This is a genomic window from Actinoplanes rectilineatus (assembly GCF_000962825.1).
Taxonomy (GTDB): domain Bacteria; phylum Actinomycetota; class Actinomycetes; order Mycobacteriales; family Micromonosporaceae; genus Actinoplanes; species Actinoplanes rectilineatus.
In genome coordinates this window covers 50,265-74,347 of sequence record NZ_JZKF01000028.1, presented here as the reverse complement: position 1 = coordinate 74,347, position 24,083 = coordinate 50,265, and the positions used below count along the sequence as shown (strand labels likewise).

Annotated in this window: 20 protein-coding genes; 15 read left to right on the top strand and 5 right to left on the bottom strand. The window is 68.4% G+C overall.

The annotated features are described in order from the left end of the window. The 10 genes from WH85_RS21940 to WH85_RS21895 all read left to right on the top strand — a co-directional run bounded on the left by WH85_RS21940 (position 1) and on the right by WH85_RS21895 (position 10,528). Positions 1–246 carry an acyl carrier protein gene (locus tag WH85_RS21940; RefSeq protein WP_045743815.1) on the top strand — a complete coding sequence of 82 codons (246 nt, stop codon included), beginning with the start codon at positions 1–3 and terminating at the stop codon, positions 244–246. After that, positions 246–1,382: an acyl-CoA dehydrogenase family protein gene (locus WH85_RS21935; RefSeq protein WP_045743814.1), complete on the top strand. Its 1,137-nt coding sequence runs from the start codon at positions 246–248 to the stop codon at positions 1,380–1,382. The genes WH85_RS21940 and WH85_RS21935 overlap by 1 nt, the downstream gene beginning before the upstream one ends. Then, positions 1,379–3,922, top strand: a complete 2,544-nt coding sequence (locus WH85_RS21930; RefSeq protein ID WP_045743813.1) for a glycoside hydrolase family 2 protein — start codon at positions 1,379–1,381, stop codon at positions 3,920–3,922. Before WH85_RS21935 ends, WH85_RS21930 begins: the two co-directional genes overlap by 4 nt. Positions 3,923–3,999: 77 nt before the next feature. After that, positions 4,000–4,839: a class-II aminoacyl-tRNA synthetase family protein gene (locus tag WH85_RS21925; RefSeq protein WP_245674042.1), complete on the top strand. Its 840-nt coding sequence runs from the start codon at positions 4,000–4,002 to the stop codon at positions 4,837–4,839. Then, positions 4,836–5,636 (top strand): putative capsular polysaccharide synthesis family protein, encoded by an 801-nt coding sequence (locus WH85_RS21920; protein WP_157411147.1) that lies wholly within the window; start codon positions 4,836–4,838, stop codon positions 5,634–5,636. The genes WH85_RS21925 and WH85_RS21920 overlap by 4 nt, the downstream gene beginning before the upstream one ends. A 6-nt stretch (positions 5,637–5,642) precedes the next feature. Then, positions 5,643–5,912 (top strand): phosphopantetheine-binding protein, encoded by a 270-nt coding sequence (locus WH85_RS21915; protein ID WP_063775532.1) that lies wholly within the window; start codon positions 5,643–5,645, stop codon positions 5,910–5,912. Beyond that, complete coding sequence (locus WH85_RS21910; protein ID WP_083449167.1) at positions 5,909–7,021, top strand: nucleotidyltransferase domain-containing protein; 1,113 nt, start codon at positions 5,909–5,911, stop codon at positions 7,019–7,021. The genes WH85_RS21915 and WH85_RS21910 overlap by 4 nt, the downstream gene beginning before the upstream one ends. A gap of 27 nt (positions 7,022–7,048) precedes the next feature. Then, on the top strand, positions 7,049–8,458 hold the full coding sequence (locus WH85_RS21905; protein ID WP_045743809.1) for a condensation domain-containing protein: 1,410 nt from the start codon (positions 7,049–7,051) through the stop codon (positions 8,456–8,458). After that, complete coding sequence (locus tag WH85_RS21900; protein WP_052720646.1) at positions 8,455–9,459, top strand: DUF1839 family protein; 1,005 nt, start codon at positions 8,455–8,457, stop codon at positions 9,457–9,459. Before WH85_RS21905 ends, WH85_RS21900 begins: the two co-directional genes overlap by 4 nt. 82 nt (positions 9,460–9,541) lie before the next feature. Next, entirely contained in the window at positions 9,542–10,528 is a 987-nt protein-coding gene (locus WH85_RS21895) for a thiamine-phosphate kinase (protein WP_169792477.1), read from the top strand. Here the strand turns inward: WH85_RS21895 and WH85_RS21890 are convergent. From WH85_RS21890 to WH85_RS21880, 3 genes are read right to left on the bottom strand one after another with little or no spacing between them, the layout of a single operon-like run. Continuing rightward, positions 10,462–11,181: an HIT family protein gene (locus tag WH85_RS21890; RefSeq protein WP_157411146.1), complete on the bottom strand. Its 720-nt coding sequence runs from the start codon at positions 11,179–11,181 to the stop codon at positions 10,462–10,464. The genes WH85_RS21895 and WH85_RS21890 overlap by 67 nt on opposite strands. Before the next feature lie 6 nt (positions 11,182–11,187). Continuing rightward, positions 11,188–12,324, bottom strand: a complete 1,137-nt coding sequence (locus tag WH85_RS21885; RefSeq protein ID WP_045743806.1) for an aminotransferase class V-fold PLP-dependent enzyme — start codon at positions 12,322–12,324, stop codon at positions 11,188–11,190. A gap of 4 nt (positions 12,325–12,328) precedes the next feature. Then, a complete protein-coding gene (locus WH85_RS21880; RefSeq protein WP_045743805.1) occupies positions 12,329–13,435 on the bottom strand; it encodes an NAD-binding protein in 1,107 nt (368 codons plus the stop codon). 543 nt (positions 13,436–13,978) lie between these two features. On the opposite strand from WH85_RS21880, the gene WH85_RS21875 reads away from it, so the two are divergent. Together WH85_RS21875 and WH85_RS21870 are read left to right on the top strand one after the other, a co-directional pair. Continuing rightward, complete coding sequence (locus WH85_RS21875) at positions 13,979–18,175, top strand: non-ribosomal peptide synthetase (RefSeq protein WP_083449163.1); 4,197 nt, start codon at positions 13,979–13,981, stop codon at positions 18,173–18,175. Between the two features lie 32 nt (positions 18,176–18,207). Next, positions 18,208–19,707 carry a B12-binding domain-containing radical SAM protein gene (locus tag WH85_RS21870; RefSeq protein WP_045743803.1) on the top strand — a complete coding sequence of 500 codons (1,500 nt, stop codon included), beginning with the start codon at positions 18,208–18,210 and terminating at the stop codon, positions 19,705–19,707. Here WH85_RS21870 and WH85_RS21865 read toward each other — a convergent pair whose 3' ends face one another. Further along, on the bottom strand, positions 19,708–20,412 hold the full coding sequence (locus WH85_RS21865; RefSeq protein WP_052720645.1) for a class I SAM-dependent methyltransferase: 705 nt from the start codon (positions 20,410–20,412) through the stop codon (positions 19,708–19,710). Positions 20,413–20,434: 22 nt separating this feature from the next. On the opposite strand from WH85_RS21865, the gene WH85_RS21860 reads away from it, so the two are divergent. After that, positions 20,435–20,647 carry a hypothetical protein gene (locus WH85_RS21860; protein ID WP_045743802.1) on the top strand — a complete coding sequence of 71 codons (213 nt, stop codon included), beginning with the start codon at positions 20,435–20,437 and terminating at the stop codon, positions 20,645–20,647. Here the strand turns inward: WH85_RS21860 and WH85_RS21855 are convergent. Then, positions 20,644–22,179, bottom strand: a complete 1,536-nt coding sequence (locus tag WH85_RS21855; RefSeq protein ID WP_045743801.1) for a sensor histidine kinase — start codon at positions 22,177–22,179, stop codon at positions 20,644–20,646. The genes WH85_RS21860 and WH85_RS21855 overlap by 4 nt on opposite strands. Before the next feature lie 171 nt (positions 22,180–22,350). Between WH85_RS21855 and WH85_RS21850 the strand changes: the two genes are divergently transcribed. Then, entirely contained in the window at positions 22,351–23,472 is a 1,122-nt protein-coding gene (locus WH85_RS21850) for an MFS transporter (RefSeq protein ID WP_052720643.1), read from the top strand. Beyond that, a complete protein-coding gene (locus WH85_RS21845; protein ID WP_045743800.1) occupies positions 23,459–24,058 on the top strand; it encodes a sugar O-acetyltransferase in 600 nt (199 codons plus the stop codon). The genes WH85_RS21850 and WH85_RS21845 overlap by 14 nt, the downstream gene beginning before the upstream one ends. The last annotated feature ends 25 nt before the right edge of the window (positions 24,059–24,083 follow it).

Sequence of the window (24,083 nt, the reverse complement as noted above, 5' to 3'; positions counted from 1 at the left end):
ATGCGTGACGAACTCCGACAGGTGCTCGACGAATACGCGTTGTTGACAGTCAGCGCGGCGAGCCTCGATCCGCACGACAATCTGTACGAGAAAGGAATGACATCACACGCTAGCGTCAACGTCATGCTGGCATTGGAAGAACGGTTCGACATCGAGTTCCCCGACTACATGCTCACCCGCGCCGCATTCGCCACGATCGCCGACATCGAGCGTTCGGTGGCGGAATTGCTGGGTGTGAACTCGTGATGATCGACAGCGTGGCCCGCGAGGTCGCCGGGATTGCCGCCGAACATGCGGACGACGTCGACCGGCTGGCCCGCTTTCCGTCCGAGGCGATCGGGGCACTGCGCGAAGCCGGCTTGCTCTATGCCGGTGTCTCACTGCGTGAGCTGGTCGCGATCACCGAGACGCTGGGCGCGGCGTGCGCGTCCACCGCGATGACGTTCGCCATGCATCACATCCAGCTTGCATGTCTGCTCCGGCACGGCGAATCGGAAGGGTTGCGCCGATTCACGGAACAGGCGTCCGGAGAGAGGTGGTTGCTGGCGTCGGCCACCTCGGAGGCCGGCGTCGGCGGCGACATCCGTACCAGCATCGCCGCGCTGATCGTGGAGGGCGACGGATACCGGGTGGACAAGAAGGCGTCCACGATCTCCTACGGTGCCCACGCCGATGCCGTTCTCGCCACGGCGCGGCGTCATCCGGACGCGGCTCCCGGCGACCAGGTCCTGGTCGTGGTACCGGTCGGGGGGAGCCGGATGGAGCAGTTGAGCGACTGGGACACGCTCGGGATGCGTGGCACGTGCAGCGCGGGGTTCCGGTTGACGGCCCTGGTGCCCACCGTTAACGTCTTCCCGCACCCGTTCGACCGGATCCTGCGCGAGACGATGCTTCCGTTCTCGCACATACTGTGGGCGGCATGCTGGGTGGGCATAGCCGGATCGGCGCTCTCCCGGGCACGCGTGTTCCTCCGGCGCAGGGAACGCGCGAAGCCCGGGGCCGCCTCCGCGGCGACCGCCCGCCTGGCCCGCGCCTACGGCAGGCTGCAGATGGCCGGGTCGATGGTCGCCGCCGCGGCCGAACAGTTCGATCGGAAGGCGGGCGATCGCCCGGAGCGATGGAGCACGGATCTGCAGCTTGCCAATGTCAAGGTCGCGGTATCCGAGATCGCCGGTGAGGTCACCTTCGAAGCGCTCACCGTCTGTGGGATAGCCGGCTATCAGGAACGCGGACCGGCCAGCATCGCCCGTCATTTGCGCGACGTCCTGTCCGCCCCGATGATGGTGGCCAACGAGCGCCTTCTCGCCACCGGTGCCGGGCTGCTGATGAGCCACAAGGAGGAGGCGCCGATCCTCGGATCGGGCGCGGTGGACCGGGTATGACGCCGGTCCGTACCGACGGAGTCACCGAGACTGAGCCGACGGCGTGGGAGCTGTGCTGGTCGGCACCGGGAGCGTATCCGGACCCCGGATCACTGCCCACCGAACAGCGGTGGCTCCCGGCCCAGGTGCCCGGAACCGTCGCATCAAGCGCACGGCTCTGGAGCCCCGCCGATGTCCCCGCCGAGACCGCCGACCCCGATCGGTACGACTGGTGGTACCGATGCGGGTTCCGGGCGGACCCGCCGGACGGCGCCATGCTCTCCCTGCATCTCGACGGTCTCGCGACGATCGCCGACGTCTGGCTCAACGGGGTTCACCTGGGACACGGCGAGAACATGTTCCTGGCACACCGGCTCGATGCGGGGGGCGGTCTCGATCCCATCGGCAACGAGCTCGTCATCCGGTTCTCGGCACTGGCGCCGCGGCTCGCCGAGCGCCGGCCACGGCCACGTTGGCGTACCCGGCTGGTGGCAGAGCAGAGTCTGCGCTGGTTCCGGACCACGATGCTGGGCCGTATCCCGGCCTGGTCACGGGGCCCCGCACCGGTCGGCCCCTGGCGCCCGGTCCGGCTGGTCGCCGCGCGGTATCTGGGAGTGACACGGGCGGCGGTGTCGACCGGTTGGGACGGCGTCACCGGGTCTCTCCGGGTCGACCTGTCGTTGCGGCCCGGACCCGCCCGGCAGGTGGTGGTCGCGCACCTGTTCTGCAACGGCCAGGAGTGGCCGATGACCCTGACCGGTCCGGAAGCCATGGCCGATGTGACTGTTGCCGGTGTCCAGCCCTGGATGCCGCATACACACGGCACACCTATGCTCTACCCGGTCAGGGTGGCCGTCGGGTTGAGCGACGGGACGACGGTCGGCATCGACCTGCCGGCCACCGGGTTCCGGACGGTGGACAGCGCGGGCGGCCCCGGCGATCTCGCACTGCGGGTCAACGGCGTCCCGATCTTCTTCCGTGGCGCGTGCTGGACGCCGATCGACCCGGCCGCGCTGACGGCTTCTCCGGGCGACTACCGGACGGCTCTGGAGCAGTTGCGCGACGCGGGTGCGAACATGATCCGAATCTGTGGGCCGATGTACTACGAGTCGGACGATTTCTATGCCTGCTGTGACGAACTGGGCATCGCCGTCTGGCAGGACTTCATGTTCGCCAACATGGACTATCCGTTCCAGGACGACGGCTTCGCCCGCGGCGCCGGCCAGGAAGCCGGACACCAGCTCGACCGGTTGGGTGGTCACCCCTGTCTGACGGTGCTCTGCGGCAACAGTGAGGTCAGTCAGCAGGCGGCGATGCTCGGGCTGCCGCGGGAACGCTGGGCGCCCCCGTGGTTCGAGAAGGACCTGCGGGATCTCTGCCGGGAACGGGTTCCGGCGGTCCACTACTGGCCGTCCAGCCCGAGCGGCGGGTCACTGCCGATGCACCCTTCGGCCGGTGACGCCCACTATCAGGGTGTCGGCGCGTACCTGCGTGACCCGAGCGACGCGGAGATCTGTGGCGTGCGGTTCGCCAGCGAGACGCTGGCCTTCGCCAACGTGCCGGAACCGGCCGCGTTGACCGGTCTGCGGAGGGCCGGTGAGCTGAGCGTGCAGAGCCCGTCGTGGAAGGCGGCGAGTCCCCGCGACCGCGGGGTCGGCTGGGACTTCGACGATATTCGCGATCACTACCTCGGCATGCTGTTCGGCGTCGATCCGATGCGGGTCCGCTACGACAGCGTGGACCGCTATCTGGATCTGGCCCGGGTCACCACCGGCGAGCTGATGCACCGGGTCTTCGTGGCGTGGCGTACCGGAGGCGGGCAGTGCCGGGGCGGTCTGGTGTGGTTCTGGCGCGACCTCGTTCTCGGCTCGGGCTGGGGCGTGGTGGACGCCGACGGACGCCCCAAGGCCGCCTACCACTATCTGCGCCGGGCCTGGCGACCGCTCACGGTGTTCCTGGTCGATGCCGGCCTCAACGGGATTCAGGCCAGGATCGTCAACGACGGTGACGAAGCGCAGGAGGTGGTGCTCCGGATCGCTGTGTACCCGGTGCGTGGCACGGTCCCGATCACCGCGGTGACCACCCTCGCTGTCGAGGCGGCCTCGGTGCGAACGGTGGCGGTGGAGGAACTGCTGGACGGCTTTCGCGACCTCAACCACGCGTACGCCTTCGGCCCGATCGGCTACGACGCGGTGCTCGCCGAACTGGCCGGTCCCGCTTCACCGGAGACGGCGTTCGCGGAGGATGTGTACCTGCCTGGTGGGCTCACCGCGCACGAGACCTTGGACCTGGAGCTGACCGCGACCGTCACCACCGGTCCTCACGGGCCGGTGGTGTGCCTGTCGGCCTCCCGGACCGCCCACGCGGTTCATCTCGACGTTCCCGGCTACACCCCGGACGACAACTACTTCCACCTGGTACCGGGCCGGCGACGACAGGTCTCCCTGCACCGGGACGAACGACATCCGGTCGGTCACGGCACGGTGGGCGCTCTGAACGCCGTGACCCGCACGGCTCTGGTCCTCGAGGAGAACCACGACGAAGGGCGGTACCTCAGGTGACCGGTACGACATCACGACGTATTGCGGCATCGATACCGGAAGGCTTCCCCCCGGCACTTCGCGATCACGGTCTCCTGGTGCCGACCGGCGACGGTCTGTTCGGGTGGGGCGCGGAGTTGGAGGAGGTCTTCACCGGGCTGGACCGGTTGTTGACCAGGGTCGGCCGTGATGCCGGCACCCGGGTCCTCCGATTTCCGCCGATGATCAGCCGGGAGGTGTTCGAGCAGAGCGAGTTCGGCCAGTCCTTCCCGCAGCTCTTCGGTACCGTTCACGCCTTCGCCGGTGACGACCGGGACCACGTGATGCTCAGTCGGGCGATGGCGGAGAGGACGGCTTGGCCGGATGTCGTCCGGCCCACGCGGTACGTGCTGACACCGGCCGCGTGTTATCCGGTGTATCCGCAGTATGCCGGGCGACCCGATGCCGACGCGGTGGTGGACACCAGCAGCTACTGCTTCCGGCACGAGCCGTCCGAGGAGGTCGGCCGGCTCGTGGCCTTCCGTCAGCGGGAGTTCGTCCGGATCGGCACATCGCGCGACGTCGACGCCTGGTTCGGTAGCTGGCGCGACCGTGCCCTCACGGTGATCCGGTCGCTCGGCCTCGTCGCCCGCTGCGAGCCCGCCGCCGACCCGTTCTTCGGCCGGGGCGCGCGGTTGCTGGCGAGCGGCCAGCGGGAACAGGGGCTCAAGTACGAGATCATCACAGAGATCGACGGGCACCCGGTGGCGGTCGCGTCCTGCAACAACCACCGGGACCATTTCGGCCGGACGTTCGGCATCGAGGCCTCCGGCGGTGAGGTGGCCGCCACCTCGTGCATCGGCTTCGGGCAGGAGCGCATCGCCTTCGCGCTGGCCTCCGCCTTCGGGCCCGACCTCACCGGCTGGCCGTCGGAGACCCGGGATGCTCTGTGGGGGTGAGCCGCGGCGACACGGTGCACGTCGTCTACCAGATGGGCAAGGTCGGTTCCTCCAGCCTGTACGAGTCGTTGCGCGCTGCGGGTGTGCCCAACCTCTACAAGATCCACTACCTTTCCGACCAGGGGATCGAGCGGGCTCAACGGTTGTATGCCGGATTCCGTACCGAGGTGGGTGTCCCTCATCTGGCGGCCTCGCGGGAGCTCCGGGAGCTTCGGCGATCACGCCCGGATGTGCGCTGGACCGTCTTCACCCTGGTCCGCGAGGTGATCGCCCGGGACGTCTCGGCATACGTCCAGATGGTTGACCTTCTCAACCCCGCCCTGGTCGACGGGCCCGAGCCGGATGTCGGGCGGATCGCCCGTGGCGCCGCGGCCCAGTTCCTCGGCTTCGACGAGCGACGTAACTACACCTGCCGGTGGTTTGCCGATGAACTCGGCGCGGTGTTCGGTGTGGACGTCTTCGATCACGCCTTCGATCACGCCCGAGGGTGGCAATGGATCCGGACGGCGGGTGTGGACCTGATACTTCTCCGGACCGAGGACCTCACCCGGGTCCTGTCCGAGGCTACGACGGTGGCCGTGGACGTTCCGGTGGCACCGGTGTACGCCAGTGCACGGTCACCCGAGAAGTTGCAGGCCGCGTATGAGGTGAACACCTATCGCCGGGTCCTCGACCGGGTTCGGATTCCGGAGAGGACGTGCCGCCGGGTGTATGACGCGAAGTATGCGCGGCACTTCTACACCGATCAGGAGATCGACGCGTTCACCGACCGGTGGACCAAGCGACAGGAAGGCTGAACGGACATGGACGACGAGCTGAATCAGCGCCTGGAGGATGTGCTTCGCATACATCTTCCGGCGATCGAACCGGACCAGGAGGTGCCGGGTGAGGTCCCGCTCGTCAAGCTGGGACTGGACTCGTTGCGTGCCGTCAACCTGGTGCTCGACCTCGAGGACACCTTCGGCGTGGAGTTCCCGGACGCGATGTTGTCCGAGAGCACGTTCTCGACCCGCCGGTCCCTTCTCGAGAACCTGCACGTGTTGCTCTCCGGTGAGGGGGCGCAGGCGGCATGACCCCACCGACTACGCCTGGCCCGGAGTGGGAACTCCTCGAGATGCTGTGCCGTGAGACGGATCCCGGCGTCCGTACCGCTGAAGTGGGCCGGCTGATCGGCGGTGGCCTGCGCTGGGGTGAAGTGTTCGACCATGCTCTGCGGCACAAGATGCTGCCGATGCTCGCCCACGAGATCGCCGAGTCTGGAATCACCCAGGGTGTCCCGATCCGGGTCCTCGAACACCTGCACAGCGTGCTTGCGGTGAACCGCTACCGCCGCCGGGTGTGGTACGCCGAACTGGGCCGGGTCGCCGAGGCCTTCGCTTCGCGAGGGCTGCCGACCGTGGCACGTAAAGGCGCTGCCTACGAGTCCACGGTCTATCACGGGAACGGCAGCAGGTGGATCGGCGACCTCGACCTGCTGGTGCGGCAGTCGGACGGCCCCGCGGTGACCCAGGTTCTCGAGGAACTCGGATACCAGTGTGGTCTGTTCGACTTCCGCCGTGAGGTCGTCGTCCCGTTCGACCGTGCCGAGCTGATCAAGTACCGGCTGAACCCCGATCATCTCCCGCAGTACACGTTCGTGACCGGTGATCCGCTTGTCCCGATCATCGAGGTCGACTGCGCGACCAGCCTGACCTGGGCCCGGTCTCCCTACCAGGTCGACGTCGACGAGGTGTTGGCCGCCCGGACCGAGGTGACTGTCGACGTCCCGCCCCAGCTTCGGGTGCCGTGCGCTCAGCCGGTCCATCAGTTTCTCGATACGGTGCTGCACCTGTTCCGGGAGGCGTGGTTCGACTGGTGGCTGGAGAAGGAGCAGGACGTCGACCTGATGAAGTTCGGCGACGTCATCCGGCTGTCCCGCCGCTATGCGGACGATCTCGACGGAGGCCGCTTCGTCGAGGTGGTGGAACGGTACGACGTGGTGCAACCGGTGTGCTGGGTGTTCGAGCATCTCGACCGGACGTTCGGCACCGGTCTGATCGATCGATTCGGGCTGGCCGGCCGGGTGAGCGACACCTTCCTGGCCAGTGCGGCGGCGACCGGCGCGGAGGTGGCGGTCTGGGGCGCCGACATGCGTACCCGGTTGTTCGCCCGGGACCGCCGCCCCCTGATGGCCCGGACCTGACACGATCGAGACCTGAGGAGGCGTCACGTGTGGGACTCCGCCCGCCGTCACCTGCGGGAGCAGCTGCGGCTCGAGCGCGGCCTGCCGTCGTTGCCGGGCGAATCGGTGTGCGGACCGATACCTCTGTCGGCGACCCAGATGCGGATGTGGCATCGGGAGCTCACCACTGCCGACGGTCGGTTCGCCAACAACGTGGCCGCACCCGTCGTCCTTCTGGGCGTGCTCGACCGCCCGGCCCTCGAGTACGCCGTCGAGCGGGTGGTGCGCCGGCACAACGCTTTGCGGACGGCCTTCGAGGAAACTCCTGAGGGGCCACGACAGCGGGTCCGGACCGTGGGTGGGGGCGGGCGGATCACGTACGAGGATCTGAGCGGCGGTTCCCCGGAGATGGTGGACCGCCGTCTGGCCGCGACCGTGACCGAGCGTTTCGATTTGACCGCGGGTGTTCCGTTCCGGGTGGTGGTGTTCCGGCGGCGTCCCGACGACCACATCATGCTGGTCGTCGGACATCACCTGGTGCTCGACGGGCGGTCGTTGAGCGTGATCCTGGTCGAGGTGGCCCGCTGTTACACGGAGTATCTCGACGGCGGCCCGGTTCGGGACGACCGGCCGATCGTCCAGCTGGACCAGTTCGTTCGCTGGCAGGGCGACTGGATGCGGTCCGCGGCTGCGGTGCCCTACGAGCGGTACTGGCGGTCGGTGCTCGCCGACCCGGCTTTCCGGCGATTCGGGGCCCATCCGTTCCGTCGGCCTTCGGCGGACGACCACTCCGGTGGGCGCGTCGTGTGCCGTGTCTCCGCCGAGGTGGCCGCCCGGGTGGACGGATTCGCCGCCGCCGAGGGGGTTTCGTCGATATCCGTCTATCTTGCTGCTTACCAGGCGGTGATGGAGGGCTGTCTGGGGCAACGGTACGTGGTCGTCGGCATTCCCGCGGTCAATCGGGGCCGCGCCGAGCTGGCCGACATGGTCGGGCTGCTCGCCAACGTCCTGCCGGTGGCCGTGGTGGAGCCGGCGTCGCGGACCCTGCGATCGGCTGTGTGCCTGGCGGAGAGAAGTGTTGCGGCTGCCTATGTCCATCAAGCCATGCCGATCGAGCACATGACACCCCGGGAGATGCCGTTGCTCGATCCGGCCGAGTCACCGATCGACACCTTCTTTGCCGCGTATCGTCAGGCCGTCCCCGAACCGGTGCTGATGACAGGACTGGAACTGGGCCCATGGCCGCAGCTGCGGGCTAAGGACACCGAAACGCCGGTGATGATGACGGTGTTCATCGATGACGACGGAGCCGACGTCCGCCTCGGGTACGGCGAGTGGGCCCTCAGCGAGTCCGCGGCCCACGACCTGTTGGCCGTATACACCGCGCTGATGGACGCGGGTACACGACGTCCGGACGTCACGCTGGCAAGCCTGCTCGGCACAGTGGGCGCGCCGTGACCGGGCCCGCCGTCCATCCGTCCTTCACCGGTGTCCACCGCAACCATGCTCTGCACCGTGATCCGGACGGCGAGTGGATCGATGCGAACTGCTACACCGACGTCTGGGTCGAACTGCTGCACGGGCTGGGGCTGGATCCGTATCCGGTCCTCGTCGCCGCGCTTCGTCTGGATTTCGAGGGCGATCAGTGGACCTTCTTCAAACCTGCGGTGGCCGACCTGCAGATGCTGTACGGCATCGACGTGATCGAGTTGGCGCCGTACGGGTCGTTGGCCGAACAGGCGGGCCGGCACCTGCGCCGCGGGGATATCATGATCATGGAAGCCGACGCCTATCACCTGCCCGACACCCCGACCACGTACCATCGGACGCACAGCAAGACCACCGTGGCCGTCGTCGCTGTCGACCTGCCCGCCCGTACCGCCCGCTATCTCCACAACGCGGACTGCTTCACGGTGTACGACGAGGACTTCGACGGCCTCTTCCGGCTCGGCGTGGGCGAGCCGCCCGCCGGGCACTTGCCGCCCTATCTCGAACTGGTCAAACTGAATCGGGTACGGCGCCGGCCGGAAGCCGAACTCCGTGCGCTGGCCGGAGGGCTCGCCCTCGAGGCCGGCGGCGCACCGGACCGGGCGGAGGCGATGTCGCGGTTCGTCACCGCCTTCGACGACGAGATCCGTCGTATCGTCGCGGCCGGCCAGACCGGATTCGGTGACTATGCATTCGTCACTCTGCGGCAACTCGGCGCCGGGTGCGCTTTGGCAGCGAAATTCCTCCGATGGCTGGGAGCGGCGGCCCCCGGTGACCCGGAACTGATCGCGGAGGCGTGCGACTCCATATCCCGATGTGCGAAGCGACTCATCATGAAGTCAGCGAGGGCAACGGCCACCGGGCGACGACTCGACGGAACGGCCACCTATGCGGAAATCGTCGCTGCGTGGCACCGAATGTTGATCAATACCGAAAGGAATGTTCGTGAATCAACGACCGATGCTCAGTGATGTCGGCGAGAAGGGATTGATCCGGACGGTTCTCGCCGACTATGCGACAACAGCCCGTGAGAATCAGATCGACGACTGTGTCGTGATCGAACTGAGCGAACGTCTCGGCATTCCCGGACTGCCTAACATCGTCTACTCCATTGATCACCCAGGGCTTATCGACCGGCCGCTTCCACCGAATTCCACCTGGCGATTCCGTGGCCGTTGGGCCGCGGCGTGCACCTGCAACGACGTGATAGCGATGGGCGCCCAGCCGCAGGGGTTCGCGCTCGACCTGGCGTTGCCGAAAGACATCGCCATCGACGACGTGCGGGATTTCTATCAGGGCATGACGGATGTACTCACCGAATACGGTGTGGTCATCGAGGGCGGCAACATCGACGCCAACGACCGTTTCGAGACGGCCGCGATGTGCTGGGGAACGGTCTCACCGGAGGGGATGATCCGCAGGGAGGGCGCCCGGGCCGGTGACGTCGTCGCCGTCACCACGCCCATCGGGCTGGGCTGGGCCAGTCATCTCCTGCACCGCAACGGCCGGTTCGCGGAGCTGTCGCCGGCGATTCGTGCGGAATTGGAGGAGTACAACCTGATGCCCCTCGGTCCTGCCGAGGCGGTGCGGGAGACGGTACGGATGCTACCGGGCGAGATCACCTCCGGTATGGACCTCACCGACGGCCTGATCGAATTCCTGGACACCATACGAGTGCGCAACGGTCTCGGGGCGGTGATCGATGCCCGATCGGTGCCGGTGCCTCCGGCCCTGGCCGAGTGCGCGGCGCTGCTCGGCGTACCCCCGCAGGTGTTGTGCCTGGAGTACGGATTCGACACACCGCGGATGCATGGATACACGGTGCGGGCCGCGAGCTGGGAGAAGGTCAGTGAGATCTTCGCCCGATGCGGATGGCCGCTGTACCGCATCGGGGAGGTGACCGTCGAACCTCGTCTTTCCTGGCGCAGCCTCGACGGGACGGTGCTGGACCTGCCCCGGCTGTGGTGGGATCCCTACGGCGAGGCCGACATCGTAGGCCGGTGGACGTCCGACATCGTCCGCGCCTTGAGCGAAGCCTGACCGTCGGCCCAGAGCGCGTCCGTGGGCAGGCTCTTGCGGCCCGCCCACGCCAGGATCCGCTCCCGGGCCCGGCCGACGTTGATCGACGCGGAAGGGGCCTGGACGGCGTGCTCCCAGTCGGCCAGGCTCACGTCTCCGGCGAGCAGGGCTGCCTGGGTCCGCAGGAAATGCGGGCTCAGAGGGCGCGTGACCGGGTAGAACCGTCGTCCGGAGACGGTTTCGAGGACGAGGTAACCATCCAGTTCACCGGCCAGTTCAGCGAGGTCGGACCAGGACTCCCAGCCGGTTTGCTGGCTCAGCGTCAGGTGATCGGCGAGATCGCCGGGGAGAGGGAGGACGTGCACGTGTGCGTGATGGCAGATCTGCTCGTGCGGGTTCCGGCGGACGCAGTGACCGGTGCGGCCGTGTTCGAACATCGCGAAGGCGCCGTACTCGGCCAGGTACAGGTCGCGCGCCCACGCGGAGGCCTCCTCCAACCGGGCGCTCACCCGGTCGGACAGATCGGCGGCCGAGGGGAAGTGTTCCACCGAGCAGATCAGCGCATGTCCCTCCACGATCGGGGCCGGGTCCAGAAGCATCCACAGGTCGGAACTTCGCCAGAGGGTCAGGTCGGACTGCTGACAGAACACACAGGATGCCGAGAACTGGGTCAAGGCACCTCACTCCCCTTTCGCGAGGTCGGCCACCGCACCGATCGTCGTGTCGATGTCGGCCTCACTCGTCAGATGTGACAGGGCGAACCGCACCGTTCCGCCGTCGATGGTGGTCAGGGTCCGGTGAGCGGCGGGTGCGCAGTGCAGGCCCGCTCGGACCAGTACGTCGTACCGCTCCTCGAGGAGCATGGCGGCGGTGCCAGGCGGCAGCCCGTCGAAGGTAGCGGACACCACCGGCACCGGCGCCTCCGTCGACGGCCAGTCCCGCAGCCGGATGCCGGGCAGCGCCCGGAGCCCGTCGGCCAGCCTGTCTCGAAGAACCCGTTCCCGGGACGCGAGGTTCGCGATGCCTTCGCCGAGGATGTACTGGACGCCGGCTCTGAGGCCCGCGATGCCGACGCCGTTGGGCGTCCCAGACTCGAGGGCGTAAGGCAGCCATCGCGGTTGACGGGGCAGCTCGGAACGGCCTCCGGTGCCGCCGTGCAGGAGCGGCCGGACGGTGACCCGAGGGGAGACGTGCATTCCACCGGTGCCTTGCGGCCCGAACAGCCCTTTGTGGCCGGCGAAGACGACAACCTCGGCGTCCGCGGCCTGGACGGGCAGGTGGCCGGCGCTCTGGCTGGCGTCGAGCACCAACGGGACGCCGTGCCTCGTCGTGATGTCATGGATCGAGGTGACGGGCAGGACTGTGCCGGTCACGTTCGAGGCGTGGGATACGACGACGAGGCTTACGCCGCCACGCCGGAGTTCGTCCTCCAGGCGGTTCAGGTCGAGGGGACAGTCAGGTGCCGGCGGGACGACCGTGGTGGTCACTCCGGTCTCGGCCAGGGCGTGGAGTGGCCGTACTACCGAGTTGTGTTCGAAGGCCGAGGTCAGGCATCGGGTGTCGGGCTGGACCAGGCCGGCGATGGCGATGTTGAGCGCGGTGGTCGCATTGGCGGTGAAGACGACCCGGTCGGGCTGGCCGGCGTGGAGGAGTCCCGCGACGGCTTCACGCGCCGCCCAGATCTCCTGCTCGGCGGCCTGAGCCAGGCGGTGCCCCGAACGTCCTGGGTTGCCGGCTCGCTCCAGATAGTCGGTCATCGCGGCCAGTACGGTGGGCGGCTTCGGATGTGATGTCGCGGCGTAGTCGAGATAGATCACTTCATCAACGTCCCGAGAGGCTCGTGACCTGCCCGTACGCGTCAGCGACGATTGCCTGCGCTGCCGCGTCCAGCGGTACGAGACCGGGCTCGGACCGATTCATCGTCTGTGTCGCACCGGCGAGCATCAGCGCCCGGGTGACCTGGAAGTCCTGCGGGGAGATCGGTTCGCCGGGGAGGTGGAAGTTCGTCGGGAACCCGCCCGCGACCAACACCTGCCGGCTGGTCGGCCCGACCGCGTAGTGGTTGAGCCAGGGCTGGTCCGCCGTCCCGCCCGAGCCGGGCAGGATCGCCGCAGCGGTGCGGTATCGCCACACGGCGAACTCGATGTCCGACGACGCCCCGTTCACCAGGACCAGCGGACGGGTGACCGCGGCGAGGTCGCCGGCATCGAGAATGGGACTGCCCGTGCAACCGATCAGCACGTCGACCTCGTCGAACAGTGCGTCGCGCTCGAGCACCCGGCGACCGTCCGCGCGTGCCGCGGCGAGGTTCTGCGCGGCGGTGTCGTGGACCACGACCGCGTGGTCCGCGGAGAGCAGCCCGGCGAGCCGGGCACCCATCCGGCCGTACCCGACGATGCCGATCCGTTCGGGACGATGGTTCAAAGCCGTCAAGGCCATCGACAGGCCGTCCACCATCGAGGCGGTGACCAGCGGGCCCTCGAGATCCGCCTTGGCGGCCGATCGGGCGACGTCCACGACAGGGAAGGGTGGTGCCGCTGCTTCGGTCCATCTCGCCCCGCGGGTCGTCTGCTCCACGACGTGGACCCGCGACAGGAGATCGGCGTCCCCGGTCTGCAGCAGGGCCTTCGTCGCTACGGCGCCCTCGTCGATGACGAGCAGGCCGGTTCCGGCGCCTAGCCGGGGGCGGAGTTCCGCGATCGTGCTGGTGACCTGAGCCGCGAGCTCGTCCTCGTAGCTGTGCAGTGGATCGGCCATCCGGAGCGGGTCGACCACCCGGGCACCGGCGGCCCGGAGGGCCTCCACGGCCGGGAGTCTCGTCGAGTACGACTTGCCGACCACGGTGACCGATGCGGGGTCGGCGCCGCCGCACCGCAGCCCGGCGAGGAGCGCGAGCATCGAGCTGTGTACATGCTGTACGGCGAGCACGAGACACTTCTGGAACGGTTGATCCTCGGGCAAGCGCAATTCACGGACAACCGCATTGATGACAGGAAAATCCTTGACCGCGACCGTTGTGCTCATTCGACAACGTCTTCCACTGTGGTGGCTGCGGTTAATGAGATGTGCAACAACGGTATAGTGCTGCCGATCGCCACGGCTGTCCCCCCGTAGAAGCGACTCATTCCGGTCTCGGGAGCGAACCTGTCCCAAGGCTGAATGGCCAAATGGCTTGGAACCTTGGTCAGACTAGCACACATAGGATGCACTCGATCTAGGTCCGAGTGTCGATTTTTAAGTTGATCATGAAATGACCGACGTCTACCAGTGTCTTAACCACAGTTCTGGTCCGTCCTCGCGCGTGCGTCAGGAGTGGATCTCGGTCGTGGGCCGGCCGCCCCGCTCCGAGAACTGCGGTTCAATATTTGACGACAACCGCTTTTATTGAGTGTCGTCAACGCTTAGCATGGTCCGGGACGCTCGGCCGAGTAATAGTTGCCGAGACGGCCTAATGGGGGAGTGGACGACGATATGTCGGTGCACGAGTCGATACATGTGGCCGTTCGTGGGTTTCCGGGTCGGGTGGCGGTCGAGTGCTCCGACGCCGAACTGACCTACGCCGAGTTGTGGCACGAGGCAGGTGTGTTCGCGGCGGCGCTGGCCGCGTTGGAGGTCGGCCCGGGCGAGCCGGTGGGCATCGCGCTGCGGCGCGGCCTTCCTCTTCTTCCGGCCCTGCTCGGAGTCTGGCGGGCAGGCGGCTGCTACGTCCCGCTGGACGCGGCGGCCCCGTGTATACGAAATGAACGGATCCTCGCGGAGACGGCCCGCCACGGCCTTCGCTGGGTGTTGGTCGACGACGACGACACGGTGGCGGAGATGAACCTCACCGTGACGCGCAAGGTCGTTCTAGCCGGTGCCCGCTCGTCCGTGCAAGCCTGTCTGATCACCGAGCCGGACGGCGTCGGCCGCCCGGCCCGCGACCTGGCTTACATCATGTACACCTCGGGGAGTACCGGCCAGCCCAAGGGCACCATGGTCACGCACGACAACGTGGTGGCCTTCCTCGCGGCGACGGAACAGGCTATCGGCGCGGTCGACGACGAGGTGACCCTGGCGACGACGGCGCTGACCTTCGACATCTCGGTTCTCGAACTCTTCTGGCCGCTGACAGCGGGGCGCCGGGTGAATCTGCTGGACACCTTCGCCGCACTCGACACCGGCCGGCTTGCGGCGCTGCTCGGGACCGGGCAGCCGACCCTCCTGCAGGTGACGCCGTCCACTGCGGAACTGGTGACACTGCCGTCTCGGCCGAATCGGATTCGCGTGCTGGTCGGCGGCGAGGCACTGCCCGCCGCCACCGCTGCCCGCCTGATCCGGCGTTGTGACCAGCTTTACAACATGTACGGGCCGACCGAAGCGACGGTCTGGTTCACTGCACATCAGGTGCGGCCCGGCGACGAGTTGACCGACCCGGTGAGCATCGGCCGCCCGCTTCCCGGCTGTGAGGTGCGGGTTCTCGACGATCACGGCGACTTGGTGGCCGACGGGGAGGTCGGCGAGCTGTGCCTTCTGGGTCCGCAGGTCGCGGCGGGTTATCTGGACGCCGGCGAGACGTCGAACGCCCGTTTCGGCGTGGACGCGGTCACCGGCCAGCTGTCATACCTGACCGGTGACCTGGTGTGCCGCCGGGCGGACGGCACCCTTGACTTCCGGGGCCGGATCGACAGTCAGGTGAAGATCGCCGGAAACCGGGTGGAGCTCGGCGAGATCGAGGCGGCCATCCGGGAACATCCGGCGGTCAAGGGCGCCGCGGTCACCGTCGGCGGTGCCGCGTCCGCACCTACGCTGTGGGCATTCGTGCAAGTCACCCGCCCGGACGCGGGGAGCGATGCGGAACCGCACACCGGCACTCTGCTGATGGACTGGCTGCGTCTCTTCGAGAACGAGTTCACCGAGATGCCGGAGCCAGACGAGGACGCGGAGCCGGATTTCGGCCTGTGGCGTAGCTTCTTCGACGGTGCACCGATCAGCAAGGCGGAGATGACCGAGTGGCTCGAGGCCTCCGCCGACCTGCTCCGTGGTGTGGGCGCCCGCCGGGTTCTCGACATCGGGTGCGGCACCGGTGACATGTTCTACGCGATCGGCGATGAGCTGGACCGTTACGTGGGAGTGGAGCCGACGCCGGCCGCGATTCCACGACTGCGCCGGATGTTCGCGTCCCGGTCGGACAAAGCGTCCTTCGTCCGGGGCTTCGCCCACGAACTGCGGTCTGCCCATGTCGAGGCCGCGATCGTCCGGGGTTTCACCGTCGACGGAGCACTGCGGTCACCGGACTGCGCGGTGATCAACTCGGTGATCCAGTACTTTCCGTCCCTCGGCTATCTCACCGATGTCCTCACCCAGGGGCTCGGTCTGCTCTCCCCCCGCGGTTCATTGGTGGTCGCCGACGTCCGCAGCCTGCCACTGCTGCCTCTGCTGATGGCCCGTGCCGGTGTCCGTCACGATCGGATGAGCGCCGGCCGCCGGTTGGCCACCAGCACCGAACTCTGTGTCGATCCACGATTCTTCGCCGTGTGGGCCGCGCAGCAGGAGGAACCGGTCGCCGTCTGGGTCCAGCCCAAGCTCCTGACAGCGCACAACGAGATCGCCGATTTTCGTTACGACGTGACGTTGACCAGGGGCACCCCGTTCACCGGGAGCTACCGGATCACCGACTACGTGGCGGCGGGCGGTACCGTGGACGCGGTGGCGTCGTGGGCGGCCGATGCGGCCCGGCGTGGTGCCACGGCTGCGCTGCGCGGCATCCCGAACGCCCGTCTGACACCCGAGACCGGCCGGTCCGGAACACCGATCGCGCCGGTCGACCTCCGGAACGCCGTCGCCGCGTGGCCGGGGACAGCCGTCGCGCTCGACCCGTCGGATCTCGACGGAGGCGCCTTGCTGATCGCCTACCACCCGGATGGCCGGCACGACTGGGCGGCGCTGGCTCGCGACTGCCCCGAACCCGATCTCTTCGCCACCCGTCCATGGATGGCGGTGGCCGAGGAGATGATGGGTTCGGAGATCTGGTCCTTCCTGGCGGCGCGGCTCCCGGCACACATGATTCCGGCCAGGGTTCGGGTGGTCGACCAGCTCCCGTTGACCACGAGCGGAAAGGTCGACCGAGCGAGTCTGTCGCAGGGGCCGCCGACCGGCACCGACGTGACGGGGGCGGCGCACGCGCTCGCCGCCCCGAACACCGGGATGCGGGACTCCCCGCTGGAGTTGGTGATCGAGCTGTTGGGCGGGCTGCTCGACGTTCCGGTCGAGCCGGACGACGACTTCCTTCGGCTCGGTGGCTCCTCGCTCGACGCGGCCCGGCTCGCGGGACTGCTCTGGTCACGGTGGGGGTGGTCGATCACCCCCGGTCAGGTGCTCCGGGCCCGGACCCCGCGTGCGGTCGCCGGTCTCTCGCCGGACGGCGGGCGGGCCGGCCGTCCCGAACTCCCCGATGTCCGCGCCCAGCGGAGGTCCACACCCGAGCTCTCGATCGGGCAACGTGCCATCCTAGCCCAGACCTACCTCGACATCGCCGGCAATGAGCGGATGACAGTGGTCCTTCGTTGGCTGTTCGAGGGGGATCCGGACCCCCGGCGGGTCAGGGCCGCCATTGACCGCGTGGTGGTGAGGCATCCGATCCTGCGGACCACCATCTCACCGACCGGCGCGACGACGGTGCTGCCCGGCACCGAGCCCTGCGACCTGACGGCTGTCCCGCTGGAGCGGGCTCCGGCGGACTGGCCGGATCTGCTGGTACGGCCCTTCGAGCTGGCGGCTGAACCACCGGCCCGGTGGATCCTGCGCCGAACGGGACCGGAGGCCATCGAGGTCTACGGGGTCGTGCACCACATCAGTGTCGACGATTCCGCGATCCGCACCCTGCATGATCACTTCGTGACGGCGTACACGACCGGGGCGGTCGGCGCGGGTGACGCCGCTGCCTTCAGGCCGGCGGCGGCGTTGCTCGCCGAGAGGCGGCTCCAGATGGAGCGGGCAGCCGGTGATCGCGCCTTCTGGTCCGCGCGACGGGGAACCTTCGACGATTGCCAGGGTCTTCCGAGGCCACCGGCGGGCCGCTCCGGGAATCGGCGGACCTCCCGGCACGTCGAGAGCGGCGCCAGCCTGCTGGAGGCACGGGCACGAGCCGTCTCGGTGACGCCGTACACCGTCTTCATCGCGGCCATCGGACAGGCGATGAGTTCCGTTCTGCACGGAAGACCGGTTCTGGCCGGTGTGCCGATGTCAAGCCGGGAGATGGCCGGCGGCCACGGTGAGCTCGGTTGTTTCGCCGGGATGGTCCCGCTGGGGTTGCGGCCCGGGGACGACGCCGTGGCCTATCAGCGTCAGGTGGCGGACGAACTCATCCTCGCGCTTGATCACGGGCTGCTGCCGCTGGCGGAGATCACCAGGCTTGCCGCCCTGCCCACCAGAGGCTGGAACGAGGTGCCGTTCGGTTTTGTCTGTGAGCTCGAGCCGATGCCCGAACCGGTCACGGCGGGCGGGAGCCGGATCACGCTGACCATCCAGACACCCGAACGGCAGCTGTACCCGGTGAACCTGCGGGGCGAGATCGTCGGGAAGGACCTCGTCCTGCACCTCGACGTCGAGGGCGGCCTGCTGGACGACCGATCGGCCGCGAACGTGCTGAACCGGGTGGTCTCGGTCATCGAGCACGACGCGTGGCAGTGACCGCGTGGACGACTGATAACGGAGGAGGCGGCGTGGCGTCAGTCGGGCTCGTCGAATTACCGGCCCTCAAACTCGTTGACGAGAATGGGCTCAACTGGACAGCCTTCCGCAAGACGGAACCGTTGGCCAGCAAGCAGATCCTGGCCGCGCTTCTGGACGCGGCGGGATTCGACACAGCGATCGTCAACATGAAACAGGCCGACGACGCCTACGAGTACGGGCAGGTCCGATGGCGCTCGCGGATGATGTCCAAGATCGCCGTCGGGGCGTCGGTCAAGTCGCTGGACCCGGCCCGGTTCGACGTGTGGGGAGTGACTGTCAACTATCTTCAGGAGCGGGATCCCGCCCTGGAGGTGGTCGCCTTCCTGCACGCCGGGGGTGCGAAGGTCGTGGTCGGCGGTTCCGAGGCGCTAGGTAATCCCCGGCTCTACCTGGATGCCGGTGCGGATGCCGTGGTGATGGACAAGTCGGGTGCTGCCAACATCGACGTGCTCCGGTATGTGCTGGGTCAGCCGGTAGAACGACTCACCGGGGTGATGCTTCCGGACGGAACCGTCCACAAGAATCGACGGCCGCCGATGGATCCGCACGATTGGCCGTTGCCGAAACCGTGGATGGTCTCGCAGACCCTGGGAACCAGCTATTGGGAGGCGCCGATCGGTGACGAGCTCAAACCGGTCGCCGGGGTGATGCTCGATGTCGGCTGCGACCGCCATTGCAGCTTCTGCCAGACACCGACCTATCGCATCGGTTACCGGGCCTCGGGCCCGGAACGGGCACACGACTGGCTGGCGGCGCAGCGGAACGCCGGTGCCAAGTCCGTCATCATCCTGTCCGACCAGTTCCTCGGCCGGGTGTTGTGGCCGAACGGGCGCGACGACGTCCTCGCCATCCTTCGGGACGCCCGTGAACAACAGCTCCCCATCCTGTGGGGCAACGGTATCGAGCTCGGCAAGGCGACGCTGGGCCGTGGCAAGCGCGGCGGCGACCGCCGGCCCGACCTGGAGATGGTCGAGGCCGTGTGGGGGTGGGACGGCCGGGTCGGCTGCGCCCAGGCGTACATCCCGGCCGAGCGTCCGCTGCTCGGCCAGGAATCGTACGAGAAGCTGCTGCCTTGGCAGGAGCACGCGGCGATGATGCGCGCCATCGTGCGAGCAGGGGTGCCGGACATCAACTACGGCGTGATCGTAGGGTTGCCGAGCGACAGCCACGCCACCATGGAGACGCTGCTGGACTCGGTGGGCCGGCTGAGGGACGAACTCCGGGACATCAACCCCGATCTGCGGTTCCGGATCACCCCGTACGCGATCCGTCCGCTTCCGGGAACACCGCAGGCGTCCGAGCTCGAACGGGCCGGGCTGGTGCGGTTCACCGACCCGGCGATCGTCGGCGGCTTCTGGACCGCTTGCGCAGACACCCTCAACATGAGCTACGAGGAGGTCTCGGACTGGCAGATCCGGCTGGTGACCGAGCTTAACGAGCCGGAGCCCGACTGGCAGGGCATCACCGGCCTGCAGGCCGCTCTCGCCTGATCACGGTCGAGGGCGACGGGCCCGTACCACCAGGAAGATGGGCACCGTCCCCCGAGCAGGGTCCGCGTCGAGCCAGTGGGGTGGAGGGAGGGGCTCGGCCAGTCGGTCCACGATCAAACCGTGATCGACCAGTGCGTTGAGATAGGTCGAAAGCGTGCGGTGGTTGGCCCCCACGGCTTGCCGGATCTTGGAGGAGGCCGCCTCGCTCCGCCACCACCCCTCGGTGTGGTATCCGGTCTGCGGCGCCCACGAACTGGACCGACCGGATCCCCAGCCCGGGAAGCACGGGTGCAGGATGGAGAAGACCAGCGCGCCGCCGGGCCGCAACGCACCCACGGTGCCGTCCAGCATACCGTCCAGATCATCGATGTCGGACAGCCCGAAGTTGCAGACGACCATGTCGAAGGAGCCCACCACCTCGGCGGCGTCACCGACGTGGTACTCGATGCCCAGTGGCTCGGCCGCCTCCTGTTTCCTCGCCCGCTCGACCAGCGTGGCGGAGAGGTCGACACCGGTGGGACGGGCGCCCCGCCGGGCAAGCTCGCGGGTGATCCGGCCGTGGCCGCAGGCCACGTCGAGTATGTCCAGTCCGTCGACCTGGCCGGCCAGGTCGAGAAGCCCGGCGGTGCCACCGTCGGTGACTTTCTCACCGACCTCGGCGATGTAGAGATCTGCGGCCTCGTCATATCGAGCTGTGGAGGTCATGGGCCGATCCTATCCATCGATCATGATGATGACCATGAAAGGCTGTGGTCCCGCCGGGCCGGACAGCGTTCCGGGTACGCTGTCCGGCGCCGGTGCGGACGGCACCGTCGTCTTCTGGGACGCCTACGCGTTCCTGCACGAGGTGGAGGTGCTGTGTGGGCAGGTGGGCGAGCTGACCGCCGAGGAGTGGCAGGCGAACGCGGCCTGGGAGACGCCGGTGCCGATCTGTTCCTAGGGCTCCGCGGGTGGGGCGGGGAGAGTGAACCAGACCGAGGTGCCCTCCTCGACCTCGAGGTCCAGCCAGATCTGGCCACCGTGGTACTCGATGATCTTCTTGACGATGGCCAGGCCGATGCCGGTGCCCTCGTAGGCCTCGCGCGGATGCAGCCGCTGGAAGATGACGAACACCTTGTCGGCGAACTCGGCCTCGATGCCGATGCCGTTGTCGCGGACGTTGACCCGCCACATGTCGCCGTCGCGGTCCGCCGTGACGGTGACGACCGGCGGCACGTCCGGTCGGCGGAACTTCAGCGAGTTGCCGATCAGGTTGACGAAGACCGTGGTGAGCAGCGGCTCCTCGCCGTGCACGGTGGGCAGGCCCGACCACCGGATGTCGGCTTCACCGTCCCGCTGCTGCGCGACCACCGCGAGGGTACGACCGAGGTCCACGTTCACGAACCCGGTGGTCAGCCGGCCGATCCGGGAGAACGCCAGCAGATCCGTGATGAGGCGCTGCATCCGCTGGGCGCCGTCGACGGCGAAGGCGATGTACTGGTCGGCGCGGTCGTCGATCTGCCCGGCGTAGCGGCGCTGCAGCAGCTGGCAGAAGCTGGCCACCTTGCGCAGCGGCTCCTGCAGGTCGTGCGAGGCGACGTAGGCGAACTGTTCCAGGTCCCGGTTGGAGCGGGCCAGTTCGGCGGCCTTCAGCTCCAGTTCCTCCTTGGCGGCCACCACCTGTTCGCGGGCCTCGGTGACCTCGGTCAGTTCGGTGGCGATCCGCCGGCGCATGCCGTCCACGTCACCGGCGAGACTGCGCAGCTCCGGCGACCCGGAACTGAGGATCTCGCGGCCGTAGTCGCCGCCGGCCACCGACCGGACCTGCATCGCCAGGTCCACCACCGGGCGGGTGATCAGCCGGTTGATCAGCAGCAGCATCAGGCCGCCGACCACGACCACGATCACCGCGGCGGCGATCTCCAGAGCCACGAGCACCGCTCCGGTACGCCTGGCGTCGTCCGCCGCCTGGTTGCGCAGCACCAGGATGTCCAGCTGCAGCTGGTCCACCGACGCCCGCAGCGTGTCGAAACGGGCGGTGCCGACCGCCTCGTCGACCCCTCCGGCGCCGGAGGCCGTCGCGGCGAACACCGGCTCGGCGACGCTGGTGCGCCACTCGAGTGCTCTGGTGCGTACCGTGGAGAGGTCCTGATCGATGGCCGCCAGGCCGCCGGTGGCGTTCAGGGTCTCGATCTGCTTCAGCAGCCGCTGCTCGTCGGCGACGCCCCGCTCGTAGGGTTCCAGATTGTTCGGTGAGCGGCTCAGCGCATAGCCGCGCACACCGGTCTCCTGGTCCAGGTAGGCGGCGTAGAGCTGCTGCCCGGCCACCCGCATCGGCCCGGTCTTCTCCAGGATCACGTCGAGGTTCCGGTTGCTGTCGGCGGTGGCGACGGCGGCGAGGACACCGATCCCGGTCAGCATCAGACCGGCCACCGTGAACAGCACCGCGACTCGGCGCCGCAGCGTCCAGGTGCGCAGATGCAACCAGGTCATATTCTCTTGTCTCCTCGCCGGAACCCGCATCGGTCCGTCGGTTATACCAGCGGTATGGTCGGGCGGCGAGTTGACGTCCCAGTCCGGCCTGTCTGGCGGCTCGCGGCTTTCCACGCCGTTGGAGTCTCCGTTCTGATGACAGGCCTTTCACATTTCCGTGCCCTTTTCCTGGTGCCCGGCGCTTTACGCTTCTTCCTTCCCGCCGCCCTGGCCCGCTGGGGCGTGGCGATGACCGGCCTCGCCGTGTTCTGGACGGTGCAGGGCACGGCCGGTTCGTTCGGCCGGGCCGGCGCCGCCACCGGTGCGTTCGCCGTCGCCGATGCGCTGGTGGGACCACATGTCGGTCGCCTGATCGACCGCTGTGGACAGTTCCGGGTCGTCCCGGTGACGACTGTGGTGTTCGTCATGGCCGCCGTCGCCCTGGTGATGTCACCCGGATGGGCGGCGGTCGGCGTGGCCGCCGTCGTCGGCGCGACGGCCCCACCGGTGGGTGCGCTGGCCGCCGCGCGCTGGCGGTGCCTGCTGGACGGCACCGGGACGGTCCCGGTGGCGATGTCCCTGGAAGCGGTCCTCAACGAGCTGACGTTCCTGGTCGGACCGGTGCTGGTCACCGCCCTCAGCGCGACGGTCGTGCCGTGGGCGGGCCTGGCGGTGGCCGTGACCCTGGTGGCGGGCGGTGTCGCCGGACTGATCACCGCACGTGTCAGCGAGCCGGACCCGGGCGGCATGTCGCCGGGGATGATCGTGGACCGCCGGCTGCTGAACCGGCACTTCCTGGTGTTGTTCGCCGCGAACCTCGCGCTGGGTTTCTTCTTCGGCGGCATCGGGGTGGCGGTGACCGCTTTTGCCCTCGCCCACGACGCGGGCGCGCTCGCCGGCGTGATCACGGCGGCCGGCGGGGTGGTCAGCATGATCGTGGGGATGGTCATGCGGCCCCGGTCGCCGCTGCCGGCCGGTGTGGTGCTCACCGCCGGGTGCGTGGCGCTCGCGGCGGCTCCCGGCCTGCCGGCCATGATCATCGGGTACGCGCTGATCGGCGGCGCGGTGTGCCTGGTGGTGGTGCCGCTGTCGGTGCGGCTGCAGCAGGTGACCGCCGCCGCGGTCTACACGCAGGCGATGACCTGGATCAACTCGGCGAGCGCCCTGGGACTGGCGGTCGCGGCCCCGCTGGTCGGCGTGGTCGTCGAGCGACACGGCTGGCCGGCCGGATTCCTGACGCTGGCGGCGCTGACCGCATGTCTCCCGCTGGCATCGGTGTTCATGGTCGACGATGAATCGCATGGCAGACCATGACGAGGTGCTCGACCGGATCCGGCGCGGCCACCTCTACACCGAGTCCGAGGCGTCCTTCCAGGACCCGCTGCGCCGCGCCGACCTGATCTTCGAGTACAACAGCACCCGGCCCGGCGACGCGGACCGGCGCCGGGCGCTGCTGGAGCGGATCCTCGGGTCGGCCGGCGAGCGGACCGTGCTGCTCTCCCCGTTCCACGCCGGGTTCGGCAGCAACGTGCACCTCGGCGACGACTTCTTCGGCAACGTCAACCTGACCTTCGTCGACGACGTCGAGATCCGGATCGGTCACGGCGTGATGATCGCCCCGAGCGTCACGCTGACCACCACCGGACATCCGATCCACCCGGCACTGCGGGAGGACTTCCGGCGGTTCTCCCGGCCGATCACCATCGAGGACAGGGTGTGGATCGGCAGCAACGTGGTGGTCCTGCCCGGCGTCACGATCGGGTACGGCGCGGTGATCGGTGCGGGCAGCGTGGTGAGCCGGGACGTGCCGCCGATGACGGTCGCCTACGGCACGCCGTGCCGGGTGGTCCGCGAGATCACCGACGCCGATTCCGCTCCCGCCAGCGGTGAAATTCGGTAGAATTCGGGCAACTTTCTGGGTGGGG

What these genes read in the sequence shown, in the direction of transcription:
- WH85_RS21940 (WP_045743815.1), top strand. Translation starts at nt 1, where the DNA reads ATGCGTGACGAACTCCGACAGGTGCTCGACGAATACGCGTTGTTGACA.
- WH85_RS21935 (WP_045743814.1), top strand. Translation starts at nt 246, where the DNA reads ATGATCGACAGCGTGGCCCGCGAGGTCGCCGGGATTGCCGCCGAACAT.
- WH85_RS21930 (WP_045743813.1), top strand. Translation starts at nt 1,379, where the DNA reads ATGACGCCGGTCCGTACCGACGGAGTCACCGAGACTGAGCCGACGGCG.
- WH85_RS21915 (WP_063775532.1), top strand. Translation starts at nt 5,643, where the DNA reads ATGGACGACGAGCTGAATCAGCGCCTGGAGGATGTGCTTCGCATACAT.
- WH85_RS21910 (WP_083449167.1), top strand. Translation starts at nt 5,909, where the DNA reads ATGACCCCACCGACTACGCCTGGCCCGGAGTGGGAACTCCTCGAGATG.
- WH85_RS21875 (WP_083449163.1), top strand. Translation starts at nt 13,979, where the DNA reads ATGTCGGTGCACGAGTCGATACATGTGGCCGTTCGTGGGTTTCCGGGT.
- WH85_RS21865 (WP_052720645.1), bottom strand. Translation starts at nt 20,412, where the DNA reads ATGACCTCCACAGCTCGATATGACGAGGCCGCAGATCTCTACATCGCC.
- WH85_RS21860 (WP_045743802.1), top strand. Translation starts at nt 20,435, where the DNA reads ATGATGATGACCATGAAAGGCTGTGGTCCCGCCGGGCCGGACAGCGTT.
- WH85_RS21855 (WP_045743801.1), bottom strand. Translation starts at nt 22,179, where the DNA reads ATGACCTGGTTGCATCTGCGCACCTGGACGCTGCGGCGCCGAGTCGCG.
- WH85_RS21845 (WP_045743800.1), top strand. Translation starts at nt 23,459, where the DNA reads ATGGCAGACCATGACGAGGTGCTCGACCGGATCCGGCGCGGCCACCTC.